Raw genomic sequence first — 12,474 nt, forward strand, 5'->3', positions numbered from 1 at the left:
AGGCTTGATGCTCGCGTAAGGGCTGTGGTTGTCGGTGGGGCGTGTGAAGATGCCGTACGTGACCGATATCGAGGTGCGGACGGCCCAGGCAAGCGAGTACGACGCGGTCCAGGCCGTGTTCGGCGCGGCGATGATGTTCGAGGTGACGCCCGACGAACTCGGGCGGCAACTGTTCGAGCCCGAGCGCGCGCTGGTGGCAACCGACGGCGGCGAGGTCATCGGTTCGACGCGTGCACTGACGCGCGACCTGTCGGTGCCGGGCGGCGTCGTGGCCGCGGCGCATGTGACCGGAGTCGGCGTGAAGTCGACGCATCGCCGGCGTGGCGTGATGTCCCGGCTGATCGGGCAGCAGTTGCGCGAGGTGCCGGAGGCGATCGCGGTCCTCTGGGCGAGCGAGCCCGCGATCTACGGCCGCTTCGGATACGCCGCAGCCGCGTGGGGTACGTCGTACGAGGTCGATCTGCACCGCGTCGGCCCGCCGACCGGACCGATCCGGCCGGGCGAGCTCGGCGAACTGTCCGCGGATGAGGCGCTCAAGGAGCTGCCGCGCATCCTGAGCCTGATGCAGCAGCTCCGGCCCGGGGTGTCCGATCGCTCGGAGCTGCGCTGGCAGAAACACCTGGAAGACAAGCCGGACGACCGCGGCGGCCGCACCGCCCTCCGCATCGTGGTGCACCGGGACGAGACCGACACCGTTGACGGCTACGCTCTCTGGCGCGGAAAAATGGTCTGGGGTCCGACCGGACCGGCGTACGAGGTCAACGTAGAAGAGCTGGTCGCACCGTCCCCCACGGCATACCGGGTCCTCTGGCAGCATCTCCTGACCATGGACCTCAGCGCCAAGCTCGGTTACGGCTACGCAGCCGTCGACGAGCCCCTCCTCCAACTGGTGAAGACACCAACGGCCTTGGACCGCCGGGTCAGCGAGTCCCTCTGGCTTCGCATCACCGACGTTCGCCGAGCCCTCCAGGAACGCGAGTACGCCGTCCCCGTCGACGTCGTCCTGGAGGTAACCGACGACCTGATCGAGGCAAACACAGGCCGGTTCCGCCTGACCGCGACGGGCTCGTCCGTCTCCTGCGAACGCACGGACGACGCGGCCGACCTGACTCTCTCGGTGGCCGAACTCGCGGCGGCTTACCTGGGCGGCCGCCCATTGGCCGAGTTCGCAACGACCGGGCGGGTCACCGAAGACACCCCCGGGTCGCTCAACCACGCAACCGCAGCCTTCCGCTGGCCGCTGGCACCGGTCAGCCTCGAGGTCTTCTAGCGGTCGTCGTCTGAGCTGAAGAGGGTTTCGGCGTCGTCCGAGCGGGACTGCTGCTGTGGTTGTTGCGGCTGCTGCGGGCGGCGCCGCATGTGTTCCGGCGGGTCTTCGTTCTCGAGGATGCCGTCGCCTGGTTTGCCGTCCGGGCCGCCGAAGAGGAGGTCGGACATCTGCAGGTGGACGTGCTCGACATGCGGTACGTCGGGAAGCACCACCTGACCGCGCTCACCGGCGGACTCGATGTGGAGCGTGCCGCAGCCGAGGATCCGGTCGATCAGGCCGTGTTCGTACGACACGTCGTTGACCCGCATCAGCGGGATGTCCCGCCCGGTGCGGGTGAGGATGCCGTGCCGGGTGATCAGTCGCCGGTTCGTGATCGTGTACGTCGAGAAGAACCAGTTCAGGAACGGCTTCAGCGCGAACGCCGCCAGGATCACCACACCGACGGCGAGGATCGCGATCCGGGCCGGGGTCTGCAACGACCCGGTCGGCACGATCGCGGCCAGGAAACCACCCGCGGCCGCCACCACCAGTAGCAGAAGCACCGGGCCGATCAGCGCCTTCCAGTGCGTCCGGGTGCTGACGACGACGTACTCGTCCTCACCCAACAACTTCGCCGAGATCGCCATACCCCCAGTCTCACAGCTACCGGGTCCGAATGTCCCCTGTCGACACGACCGGGGGCAGTCGGCCCGACACGATCGGGCGACAAACTGGTTTAACACTTCACAAAATGCATACAGTGAGCCAAGATGCGCGAGGGGTTACCAACTGGGGGACGAGAAGGAGCCGTGATGGCAGTCTTGTCGATACTCGATCGGGAGCACACGATCGCGCCGCCGGGGTACAGCCGCTGGCTGATCCCACCGGCCGCGCTGGCGGTTCACCTGTGCATCGGGCAGGCGTACGCGACCAGCGTCTACAAGACCTCGATGGTGAAGCACTTCGACAGCAGTCAGACCGCGGTCGGCGTGGTGTTCAGCATCGCGATCGTGATGCTCGGCCTGTCCGCCGCGGTCGGCGGCACCTGGGTCGAACGCAACGGTCCACGGAAAGCCATGTTCGTCGCTGCCTGTTTCTGGGCCACCGGCTTCCTCGTCGGCGCTCTCGGCATCGGCACCGGCCAGCTCTGGCTGGTCTACCTCGGGTACGGCGTGATCGGCGGTATCGGTCTCGGGATCGGCTACATCTCGCCGGTGTCCACGCTGATCAAGTGGTTCCCGGACCGCCCGGGTCTCGCGACCGGCCTGGCGATCATGGGCTTCGGCGGTGGCGCGCTCGTCGCGAGCCCGCTGTCGCGCCAACTGCTCGGCCTGTACGACTCGAACTACGACCCGAACGTCAGTACGTCGGTCGCGGGCGGCGGCGCGCTGGTCGGGCTGTTCGTCACGCTCGGCATCGGCTACTTCATCATCATGATGTTCGGCGTCTTCAACATCCGGGTGCCTGCCGAGGGCTGGCTGCCGGAGGGATTCGACCCGAAGACCGTGCAGCAGAAGCCGCTCGTCACCACCGCGAACGTGTCGGCCGCGAACGCGATCAAGACGCCGCAGTTCTGGCTCCTGTGGGTCGTGCTGTTCTGCAACGTGACCGCGGGCATCGGCATCCTCGAGCAGGCCAGCCCGATGATCCAGGACTTCTTCCGGGGCGACAACGGCAAGTCGAGCGTCGCGGTTGCGGCGGCGGCCGGGTTCGTCGGGCTGCTGTCGATCTTCAACATGGCCGGCCGGTTCGGCTGGTCGACGACGTCGGACGTGATCGGCCGCAAGCCGATCTACGCGATGTACCTCGGCGTCGGGATCATCGCGTACGCCCTACTCGCCACCGTCGGCCACACCAGCACGGTGGTCTTCGTCCTGCTCGCCGCGATCATCATCTCGTTCTACGGCGGCGGATTCGCGACGGTTCCGGCGTACCTGCGGGATCTGTTCGGCACGTATCAGGTCGGCGCTATCCACGGGCGGCTGTTGACCGCGTGGTCGGCGGCGGGCATCGCCGGACCGCTCATCATCAACGGTTTCCTCGACCACGAAGGCAAACCGGGCACGCTGACCGCTTCGGCGTACCGGCCGGCGCTGTTCACGATGGTCGGCGTCCTGGCGGTGGGGTTCGTCGCGAACCTGCTGATCCGCTCCGTCGCCGAACGGTTCCACGAGAAGTCCGAGGCCACGATGGAGGCAGCGCAATGAACCAGACCCCACGCCTGGTGATCTCCTGGCTCCTGGTCGCCGTCCTGCTCGGGTACGGCGTCATCGAGACCCTGATCACCGCCGCAAAAATCTTCACCGAGTAAAGCGAAAACGATCAAGTACGACGACGCGAGACGGCGCACGATGGTGGCATGACCATCGGGCGCCTGATCGCGGTCAACCTCGTACATGAGGTGATCCGTGGGCCGACTCGATGGACCGCGATCGACAAGCGGCCGGTGGGTGGGGTGGTCGAGGTCGGGGAGCTTGGGCTGGTCGGTGATCGGCAGTGCGATACGCGGTACCACGGCGGGCCGGACAAGGCGCTCTATGCGTATGCCTCGGAGGATGCGGCGTGGTGGGCCGACGAGCTGGACCGGGACATCCCGCCAGGGTTGTTCGGGGAGAACCTGACGACGTCCGGGCTCGATATCACCGGCGCCGTGATCGGCGAGCGGTGGCGGATCGGCGGGCCGAAGCACGGGATCCTGGTGGAGGTACGGTCGCCGCGTACGCCGTGCGGGAACCTGTCGGGGCGGATGGGGATCCACCGGTTCCACCACCGGTTCGCGAATACCGGTCGGGTAGGCGCTTATCTGAAAGTGCTCGAGAGCGGTTCGGTGCGTGAAGGCAACCGCATCACGGTGGTCCACAAACCCGACCACGGACCGACTATTGGCCAGCTGTCCTCAGGTGCGTGACATCGCCTGCTGCCAAGGGCCTTGGGCCATCGGCTGAGTCGACTATGAGGCGACCATCGTCAGCGAGGTCGCGGGCAGTGCCTTCCAGGAACGTGCCGTCCGGTAGCTCGACGCGGACAGTTCGCCCCAGCGTCGCGGACAGTTCGCGGTACTCCGGAAGCACCGCACCCGGGTCCCCGTCGGCGTCGACCCAGGACTGGTAACGGGAGGCGAGTTCACGCAGTACGGCGGCCATGACCGTGGCGCGGTCGGTCGTCGTTGCCTTCTCCAGCTCCAGCGAAGTCGCGGCCTCATGGGGCTTCTCCGACTCGCGCAGCGTCACGTTGAGGCCGATGCCGACCACGGCGGCAGGTCCCTCGATGCGCTCAAGCAGGATGCCCGCCAGCTTGCGGTCCTCGACCAGTACGTCGTTCGGCCACTTCACCTGTGCCGGGACCTCGGCAACCGCACGCACTGCAGCCGCAACAGCCAGCGGAACCAGCAGACCGAGCCACGGCCAGCGAGCCGCCTCCACGGTCACCGGACGCAGCAGAACGGACATGAGCAAGGCAGACCGCGGTGGCGTGGTCCACGTCCGCCCCAATCGCCCCCGCCCGGACGACTGGTACTCCGCGGCAACAACCAGCCCCTCGGCCTGTCCACCAGCGGCCGCGGCGGCCACGACCGCATTGGTCGACGGCGTCTCCGCGAGTACGTCGATCTGCGTCCACAGAGCACCGGGACGCACCAAGCGGCCCCGCAGGAACTTCTCGTCCAGCGGGGGCCGCTCCAGGTCGCTGAATCTCATCCGGTGTTCTGCAGACCGGCGGCAACGCCCGAGACGGTCAGCAACAGCAGCCGTCGAGTGCGGACGATCTGCTCCTCGTCCAGCGAGTCGTCCGTGCGCAGTGTCCGCAAGGCCCGCAATTGCAGGTAGCTGAGCGCGTCGACGTACGGGTTGCGCAGCTCGACCGCACGGCCCAGCACGCGCCTCCCCTGCAGCAGTCGCTCCTCGCCGAGCACCTTGAGCACCCACTCGGTCGTCAGCGCGTGCTCGTCGAGCATCTGCTGCGTCAGGTCCGGCCGGTCGCCCAGCTCCAGGTAACGACCGAGGATGCGGCGGTCCGTCTTCGCCAGCGACATCTCCGCGTTCTCCAGCATCACCTGGAACAGCGGCCAGTTCTGGTTCGCGTCCTGCAGCAGGCCGACGTCCCCGACAGCGGAGAGCGCCGTACCGAGGCCGTACCAACCCGGTGCGTTCACGCGGGCCTGCGACCAGGCGAACACCCACGGGATCGCCCGCAGGTCCTCCAGCGACGACACCGCCACACCACGCCGTGCCGGCCGCGACCCGAGCGGCAGCTGACCGAGCTCCTCCAGCGGAGTCACGCGGCCGAACCACTCCGCGAACCCGTCCGCCTTCACCAGCCGGTGGTACGCCGTACGCGCGGCCTCGTCGAGCGTCTTCTCCATCACCGCGAACCGCTCCGCCGCTGCAGAGGCCCGCTCCTCCACCGCCGGAGTGGACGCGAGCAGCGTCGCCGCCGTCACCTGCTCGATATGGCGCTGCGCGATCGGCGCGTTCCCGTACCGCGCCGGGATCGCTTCGCCCTGCTCAGTCAGCTTGAACCGGCCGGCGACCGAACCGGGAGCCTGCGCGAGCACGGCGCGGTTCGCCGGACCCCCGCCGCGTCCCAGCGCGCCACCACGACCGTGGAACAGGGTCAGCCGGATCGCATTGCGCTGCGCCCAGGCCGTGATCCGCGCCTGCGCGTCGTACAGCGCCAGCGTCGCCGAGACCGGTCCGACGTCCTTGGCCGAGTCGGAGTACCCGAGCATGACCTCGAAGCGCCGGTCGTTCGCGGTGAGCCGGTGCCGCACCCGGGTGAGCTGGATCGCGTTGTCGAGCACCTCCACCGAGTTCTGCAGGTCCTCACCGGTCTCGAACAGCGGTACGACGTCCAGCTCGATCGGGCGACCGTCCAGCGCGGCATCAGCCAGCTCGTAGACAGCTGCCAGGTCACCGGCGTTGCGGGTGAACGACACGACGTACCGACGGCAAGCCTCGGGGCCGAAGCGCTGCTGGATCTGACCGATGACCCGGAGTGTGGCCAGCACTTCTTCGGTCTGGTCGGAGAGCTCCCCGCCGCCCAACACCTCTTCAAGAGCCTTGGCGTGTACTGCGGAGTGCTGGCGGATCTCCAGCTCGGCCAGGTGGAAGCCGAACGAGTTGACCTGCCAGATGAGCTGCTGCAGCTGGCCGTAGGCCTGGCGTGGTGCGCCGGCGGTGACCAGCGAGTCCTGCAGGACCTTGAGCTCGTGGAGGAAGTCAGCGGCCCGCGGGTAGCCGAAGTCGGCGTCACGGGATCGGGTCGCGGCCAGCCGGCGCGCTGCGAGCAGCAGGAGCTGCCGGTGCGGCTCAGCCGGCGAGCGGGTCTCGATGTCAGCGATCAGCTCCGGGTTGACCGCTCTGGCGTCCTCCAGGATGCGGCGAACCGGTGCGGACGGCGGAGTGGTCGCGGCGTCCAGAGTGAGCGCGCGGCCGAGCGCCTCAGTCGCCTGCTCGAGCGCCCGGAGGACGTGGTCGGCCTGGATCTGCATGGCCTCCCGGGTGATCGCCGCGGTGACGTTCGGGTTGCCGTCCCGGTCGCCGCCGATCCAGGAGCCCAGGTGCACGAACGGCGCGACCACCGGCGTACGGGTGCCGGCTGCGTCACCGGCCAGCGCGTCGTCGAGGCGGCGATACACGTTGGGGACGACATCGAACAGGGTCTCTTCGAACACGGCCATCGCGGACCGCACCTCGTCCAGCGGAGTGGGCCGGCTGGTGCGGAGTTGCGACGTACGCCAGAGAACGTCGACCTGCTCGACGAGGCGGCGACGGTTCTCCGCGAGGTCGCTGTCGCCGGCGCGCGGGTCGTGGCGCTCGTCCAGCAGCGCGGAAATGCGCCGGATCGTGGCCAGTACGGCGCGGCGCCGGGCCTCGGTCGGGTGCGCGGTCAGCACCGGGCGGAACTCCAGCCCGTTGAGCAGGGCGCGGGCCTGCTGCTCGCCGCTGTCGCGGGTGATCTGCTCGACGGCCTGGGCCAGCTCGGACACCACGGCCTCGCTGCCGGCCCGGTCGCGCTCCCGCAGTACCCGGGCGCGGTGCAGTTCCTCGCTCAGGTTGGTCAGGTGGAAGTAGCAGGTGAAGGCCCGCGCCACGTCCTCGGCCCGCTCGTGCGGCCACGACGCGACCAGCTGCTCGGCCGCGGCGCCGTCACCGGCAATGGTCAGCTCGCGCAGTTTCTCGACGTCGTCGAGCAGCGGCCGGCCGGCGTACTCGACCAGGACCTTGCCGAGGATCTCGCCGAGCAGGCGGACGTCGGCCCTGAGTTCTTCAGGCACCTCGAACCGCGCGCGGGTACGGGTCTCACTACCGGTGTCGCTCACGTTCGCCCACCCTATCGGCGGACGCCCGTCGATGCCGCACAGTCCAGCCACTGGAAGCCGATCGTGACCGCGCGTTCAGCTACTTCACAGTATGTTGCGCTCAGACGTTCCCGAAGCCGCCGGCGACGACCTGGGAGACGGTCTTCGCCAGCTCGGCCGGGCTGCGCTCGGTGCCGTCGACGACGAGCATCCGGGCGCAGGACTCGGTCATCGACGCGAGCAGTTCGGCGAGGACGGGAAGGTTCGCGTCCGGGTCGGCGACGTCGGGGAGGGACTTGAGCAGGGTCAGGCGCAGGCTCTCGACCAGGAACGCGCGGGCGGCGCGGACCCGTTCGGCGACGACGGGTGCAGCGCCGTACTGCGCGCCGAAGACGATGCGCCACGACTGCGGCTGCTCGGAGACCGCGGTCAGGAACGCGGTCAGGCCCTCGAGAACATGCTCCTCCGGGGTGCCGACGCTGGGGTCGGCGGGCAGCGCGGCAACGATCGAGACGACCAGGTGCTGCTCCTCGCGGGCGAGCAGCGCCAGCAGGAGTTCGTCCCGGTTCGCGAACGAGTCGTAGACGACGGGTTTGGTGACGCCGGCCGCATCCGCGACGGACTGCATCGTCGTCCCGGCGAAGCCGTTCGCGGAGAAAACCTCGAGCGCGGCATCCAGGATCAGCGGGCGACGGCGCTCCGGACCGAGATGACGGGCGCGCCGACGTCGTTCAGGGTCCTCGACCACTTGACAAACCTACCGCATCGTAGGAAATTCCTACAGTCCGGTAGGAACTGCCGCGGGGGTGGTCGATGACCGAGCGAGGCAGTGCCGGTTGGCTGGAGTCCGAGGGCATTACCACCTTGGACGCGAGCGAGCTGGCCCGATTGGTCGACCGGACGTCGGAGCGGGAGCTTCGGCATCGTCTCATCGGGGGAGTGCGAGAGGTCGCGTTGCGCGAGATCTTTCGCCGGATGCCGGAGTACCTCCGACCCGCCCGGGCCGCCGGGTTCGACGCTGTGATCAGCTGGCAGATCACCGGCGCGGGCGGGGACGGTCACTCCGTCGACGAGTACTGGATCCACGTCCACGACGGCCGGTGCACGGTGCTGTCGACGCAGCCTGCTCCGGCGGACATCTCTATCCGCACGGATCCGGCCACGCTGCTGCGGATCGTGACCGGCAACGAGGATCCGATCGTGGCGGTCCTCAAGCAACGGCTCTCGGTCCGCGGTGACCTGGCGCAGGCCGCGCGTCTTACCAAGCTGTTCGCCGTCGGGCCTGCCTGACGGCGATTAGCGGCTGGGGCTGTCGGTCCTGCGGCCCGTGGACTGCTCGGTCTGGTGCGCACCACCGCGACGGACGGAGCCCGCCTGCCCCTGCTGTGCCTGCGGGCGGGCCAGTGCCGGGTCGTGTCCGGACACGAAGCGGGCCATCGGCTGTTGCTGGGCGAGCAACTCGCGCCGGGCCATGCCGGGCTCCTCGGCGTACATCTCGGCCATCGACACAGCGACCTTGCCGATATCGCTGCCGTACCGCTCCGCATCGCCGGTCACCGTGTCCAGCGCGTCGAACTGCCGATCGGCCTCGTCAGTGATCCGATCAACTGCGAACTGCCGCTCGACGTTCGGTACGGCGGAAGCCGCCACCAAGTCCTCGACCGCCGCCTGAACCATCAGGACCCGTCCCTCGCCGGCCATCCGGCGCAGCGTCTCGCCCTCGTCAAGGCCGGCAGCGTCGTCGATGACCGCCGCGAACGCGCGGGCCGCCAGCGCCAGCCGCTGGTCCGGAGCCGGCGGATGCGCGTGCCGCACCTGGATCGCCAGCTCGTACGGCAACGTGCGGTCCGCGAGCTCGCGCACATGGTCCTCGGCAATCGCCGTACCCACGGCCTGCTCGATGTTCGCGTACCGCGGTGCGACCGCGTCGGCGGCCGCCTCGTGCCGTCCGTCGTACTCCTCCGGAACGGCCCAGCGTGCGTACGCCGCGGCCACCCGCTGGAACGCGTCGCGGGCAGCGGTCGCATCCGTGGGACTCAGCGGGTGGGTCCTGCTGCTCTCGATCAGGTTCCGGAGCGCTGTCGCCTGTTCCATGGGCAGGATGAGGGTCGTGGCGGGAGCGGCACCAGGCTCGGGCTCGATCTCGCCGTCCCAGCGCGAGTTCGGCGCGTCCAGGACCTCACCCACAGCGCCCTGGATCCGTCCGCACAGGTCGTCGACCGAGTCCGGCGCGTCGACAGCCGGTGGCCGGCCGATCTTGTCGAAGAACTCATGCAGATGGGCGATCTCCTCGTTGGCGTCCTGACTGGCCGTCGTGATCGCGGTCGAGCCGAAGCCGGCCAGCTGCTGGCGATCGGCCAGTACGGCGCCGATCTCCGGGCCTGGAACCTGCCGTTCGTGGTTCTCGAACTGGGCTTCGAGATGATCGGCGATCGCCGTCGTGAGCTCGTTCCGCTCCGGCGCGGGCAAGGCCGTGAAACCGGGACGCGACTGGAGCAGCAACCGCGCCGCAGCCGTCGCGTGCGCGCCGCGCCCGGCGGCGACGAGCTCACGCAGTACCTCCCGCTCCGGACGACCGGTCCGCGCACTGATCGCCACGACGGCCGCATGGGCAGCGAGCACGTCGCCTTCGATCACCGGAGGCGGGAAGACACCGAGATCCTCCGGCCGCCCGTCCCGCCGGAGCCCGGCGACCAGGCGCGGCGTCTCGTACTGCGCATACAGCCGGCTGTTGGCTGTCTCGAACCGGGACCGGCCGTAGGGATACAGAGACTCCTCAGCCGGCTCCCGCGGTTCCAGTACGCCGGCACAGCCCGCAACCGTCTCGATCAGCGCAGCCCGGATCCGCGGCCGCCGGTCGTTCTCGCCAGGCCCGGGCGCGAGCCGGGCCGGAATGTCGAGGTTGTCCGCGAACAGCCGCAGCTGCCGCTGGTCGGACCGCGTCACCCGCTGGGTGATCTGGTCGCCAACAGCCAGCGACCAGCTCCCCGTGTCCCGCTCGACGAGCTCGTTGATACTCCGGATCAGACCACTGACCTGTGCGTCCGCCACGACCAGAACGTACCGGCGGCCAGGTTCAGCGACGCGCTGCGGCGGACGTCACAGGCGGTACGGCGTACTGGCGCGTAGGCTGCGCGTTCATGGGAGAGACGGTGAACATCCACACCACGGCCGGGAAGCTCGCGGACCTCGAGCACCGGCTGGACGAGGCCGTACATGCCGGTTCCGAGCGCGCCGTGGAGAAGCAGCACGCGCGCGGTAAGAAGACCGCTCGCGAGCGGATCGAACTGCTGCTCGACGAGGGCTCCTTCTCCGAGCTGGACGAGTTCGCCCGCCACCGCTCGACCAGCTTCGGCCTCGACGGTAACCGCCCGTACGGCGACGGCGTGGTGACCGGATTCGGCACCATCGACGGCCGTCAGGTGTGCGTGTTCGCCCAGGACTTCACCGTCTTCGGCGGCAGCCTGGGCGAGGTCTTCGGCGAGAAGATCGTCAAGGTGATGGACCTGGCGATGAAGATCGGCTGCCCGCTGATCGGCATCAACGACTCCGGCGGCGCCCGGATCCAGGAGGGCGTGGTCTCCCTCGGTCTGTACGGCGAGATCTTCCGCCGCAACGTCCGCGCATCCGGCGTGATCCCGCAGATCTCGCTGATCATGGGCCCGTGTGCCGGCGGCGCGGTGTACTCCCCCGCGGTCACCGATTTCACCGTCATGGTCGACGAGTCGTCGTACATGTTCATCACCGGCCCGGACGTGATCAAGACCGTCACCGGCGAGGACGTCACCCAGGAGGAGCTCGGCGGCGCGCGGACGCACAACACCAAGTCCGGCAACGCGCACTACCTCGGCAGCGACGAGGAGGACGCGATCGAGTGGGTGAAGGCACTCGTCGGTCACCTCCCGCAGAACAACCTCGAGGACCCCCCGGTGTACGACGCCCCGGATGACGCAGGGGATCTCGAGCCGACCGAGACCGACCTGGCGCTCGACACGCTCGTCCCGGACTCGCCGAACCAGCCGTACGACATGCACACCGCGATCGAGGCGGTCGTCGACGACGGCGAATTCCTCGAGGTGCATGCACTGTTCGCGCCGAACATGATCGTCGGCTTCGGCCGGGTCGAGGGCCGCCCGGTCGGCGTGGTCGCGAACCAGCCGATGCAGTTCGCCGGCACGCTCGACATCGACGCGTCCGAGAAGGCGGCCCGCTTCGTCCGCACCTGCGACGCGTTCAACCTGCCGATCCTGACCTTCGTCGACGTCCCCGGCTTCCTGCCCGGCACCGACCAGGAGTGGAACGGCATCATCCGCCGCGGCGCCAAACTGATCTACGCGTACGCCGAAGCCACCGTCCCGATGATCACCGTGATCACCCGCAAGGCCTACGGCGGCGCGTACGACGTGATGGGCTCGAAGCATCTCGGCGCGGACATGAACATCGCCTGGCCGACCGCGCAGATCGCGGTGATGGGCGCGCAGGGCGCGGTCAACATCCTGTACCGCCGCGAACTGGCCGGCGCCGAGGACGCGGAGACCCGCCGGCAGCAGCTCATCACCGAGTACGAGGACCACCTGGCGAATCCGTACATCGCCGCCGAGCGCGGCTACATCGACGCGGTCATCAAGCCCAGCGAGACCCGCGCCGAGATCATCCGCGCCCTCCGCCTCCTCCGCACCAAGCGCGACACCCTGCCCCCGAAGAAGCATGGGAACATCCCCCTGTGACCACTCTCCAGATCACCAAAGGCAACCCGACCCCGGAAGAGCTGGCCGCCCTGGTCACGGTCCTGGCCGCCCGCGCCGCCGCCCCCGCGCCCGCACCTGACCGGCAACGAGCCAGCAACTGGGCAACGTACTGGCGCAACGCCCGCACCCCGTTCCACCCCGGCCCGGGACAGTGGCGCGCCAGCGCTCATCCGTAAACA

General features: G+C 69.0%; 12 protein-coding genes. 7 read left to right on the forward strand and 5 right to left on the reverse strand.

The features are described from left to right. The first annotated feature begins 49 nt into the window (after positions 1-49). On the forward strand, positions 50-1,270 hold the full coding sequence (locus tag EV653_RS19825) for a GNAT family N-acetyltransferase (protein ID WP_166679583.1): 1,221 nt from the start codon (positions 50-52) through the stop codon (positions 1,268-1,270). On the opposite strand, the gene EV653_RS19830 is transcribed toward EV653_RS19825, so the two are convergent. After that, positions 1,267-1,896 (reverse strand): PH domain-containing protein, encoded by a 630-nt coding sequence (locus EV653_RS19830; RefSeq protein WP_134105224.1) that lies wholly within the window; start codon positions 1,894-1,896, stop codon positions 1,267-1,269. The genes EV653_RS19825 and EV653_RS19830 overlap by 4 nt on opposite strands. A 165-nt stretch (positions 1,897-2,061) precedes the next feature. Between EV653_RS19830 and EV653_RS19835 the strand changes: the two genes are divergently transcribed. The 3 genes from EV653_RS19835 to EV653_RS19840 are packed head-to-tail and all read left to right on the forward strand — an operon-like array spanning position 2,062 to position 4,157. Then, positions 2,062-3,456: an OFA family MFS transporter gene (locus tag EV653_RS19835; RefSeq protein ID WP_134105225.1), complete on the forward strand. Its 1,395-nt coding sequence runs from the start codon at positions 2,062-2,064 to the stop codon at positions 3,454-3,456. After that, positions 3,453-3,560, forward strand: a complete 108-nt coding sequence (locus EV653_RS42850; RefSeq protein ID WP_422386627.1) for an MFS transporter small subunit — start codon at positions 3,453-3,455, stop codon at positions 3,558-3,560. The genes EV653_RS19835 and EV653_RS42850 overlap by 4 nt, the downstream gene beginning before the upstream one ends. A 48-nt stretch (positions 3,561-3,608) precedes the next feature. Next, positions 3,609-4,157: an MOSC domain-containing protein gene (locus EV653_RS19840; protein ID WP_134105226.1), complete on the forward strand. Its 549-nt coding sequence runs from the start codon at positions 3,609-3,611 to the stop codon at positions 4,155-4,157. Here EV653_RS19840 and EV653_RS19845 read toward each other — a convergent pair. From EV653_RS19845 to EV653_RS19855, 3 genes are all read right to left on the reverse strand, one after another. Continuing rightward, positions 4,129-4,944 carry a biotin--[acetyl-CoA-carboxylase] ligase gene (locus EV653_RS19845; protein ID WP_134105227.1) on the reverse strand — a complete coding sequence of 272 codons (816 nt, stop codon included), beginning with the start codon at positions 4,942-4,944 and terminating at the stop codon, positions 4,129-4,131. The two genes, EV653_RS19840 and EV653_RS19845, sit on opposite strands and share 29 nt — an antisense overlap. Beyond that, the gene (locus EV653_RS19850; RefSeq protein WP_134105228.1) at positions 4,941-7,568 is read right to left on the reverse strand and encodes a phosphoenolpyruvate carboxylase; all 2,628 of its coding nucleotides are present in this window, start codon (positions 7,566-7,568) and stop codon (positions 4,941-4,943) included. The genes EV653_RS19845 and EV653_RS19850 overlap by 4 nt, the downstream gene beginning before the upstream one ends. 100 nt (positions 7,569-7,668) lie before the next feature. After that, complete coding sequence (locus EV653_RS19855) at positions 7,669-8,295, reverse strand: TetR/AcrR family transcriptional regulator (RefSeq protein WP_134105229.1); 627 nt, start codon at positions 8,293-8,295, stop codon at positions 7,669-7,671. A gap of 65 nt (positions 8,296-8,360) precedes the next feature. Between EV653_RS19855 and EV653_RS19860 the strand changes: the two genes are divergently transcribed. Beyond that, positions 8,361-8,837 carry an SCP2 sterol-binding domain-containing protein gene (locus tag EV653_RS19860; RefSeq protein ID WP_134105230.1) on the forward strand — a complete coding sequence of 159 codons (477 nt, stop codon included), beginning with the start codon at positions 8,361-8,363 and terminating at the stop codon, positions 8,835-8,837. A gap of 6 nt (positions 8,838-8,843) precedes the next feature. Here the strand turns inward: EV653_RS19860 and EV653_RS19865 are convergent, their stop codons facing one another. Next, positions 8,844-10,598 (reverse strand): hypothetical protein, encoded by a 1,755-nt coding sequence (locus tag EV653_RS19865; protein ID WP_134105231.1) that lies wholly within the window; start codon positions 10,596-10,598, stop codon positions 8,844-8,846. A gap of 89 nt (positions 10,599-10,687) precedes the next feature. On the opposite strand from EV653_RS19865, the gene EV653_RS19870 reads away from it, so the two are divergent. After that, complete coding sequence (locus tag EV653_RS19870) at positions 10,688-12,274, forward strand: acyl-CoA carboxylase subunit beta (protein ID WP_134105232.1); 1,587 nt, start codon at positions 10,688-10,690, stop codon at positions 12,272-12,274. Next, the gene (locus tag EV653_RS19875; protein ID WP_134105233.1) at positions 12,271-12,471 is read left to right on the forward strand and encodes an acyl-CoA carboxylase subunit epsilon; all 201 of its coding nucleotides are present in this window, start codon (positions 12,271-12,273) and stop codon (positions 12,469-12,471) included. Before EV653_RS19870 ends, EV653_RS19875 begins: the two co-directional genes overlap by 4 nt. The last annotated feature ends 3 nt before the right edge of the window (positions 12,472-12,474 follow it).

This window comes from Kribbella pratensis (assembly GCF_004365355.1).
Classification (GTDB): Bacteria; Actinomycetota; Actinomycetes; order Propionibacteriales; family Kribbellaceae; genus Kribbella.

Bases quoted from the DNA above. Each gene is read 5' to 3' on its own strand.
- EV653_RS19825 (WP_166679583.1), top strand. From the start codon at position 50: ATGCCGTACGTGACCGATATCGAGGTGCGGACGGCCCAGGCAAGCGAG.
- EV653_RS19845 (WP_134105227.1), bottom strand. From the start codon at position 4,944: ATGAGATTCAGCGACCTGGAGCGGCCCCCGCTGGACGAGAAGTTCCTG.
- EV653_RS19840 (WP_134105226.1), top strand. From the start codon at position 3,609: ATGACCATCGGGCGCCTGATCGCGGTCAACCTCGTACATGAGGTGATC.
- EV653_RS42850 (WP_422386627.1), top strand. From the start codon at position 3,453: ATGAACCAGACCCCACGCCTGGTGATCTCCTGGCTCCTGGTCGCCGTC.
- EV653_RS19860 (WP_134105230.1), top strand. From the start codon at position 8,361: ATGACCGAGCGAGGCAGTGCCGGTTGGCTGGAGTCCGAGGGCATTACC.
- EV653_RS19870 (WP_134105232.1), top strand. From the start codon at position 10,688: ATGGGAGAGACGGTGAACATCCACACCACGGCCGGGAAGCTCGCGGAC.
- EV653_RS19830 (WP_134105224.1), bottom strand. From the start codon at position 1,896: ATGGCGATCTCGGCGAAGTTGTTGGGTGAGGACGAGTACGTCGTCGTC.
- EV653_RS19835 (WP_134105225.1), top strand. From the start codon at position 2,062: ATGGCAGTCTTGTCGATACTCGATCGGGAGCACACGATCGCGCCGCCG.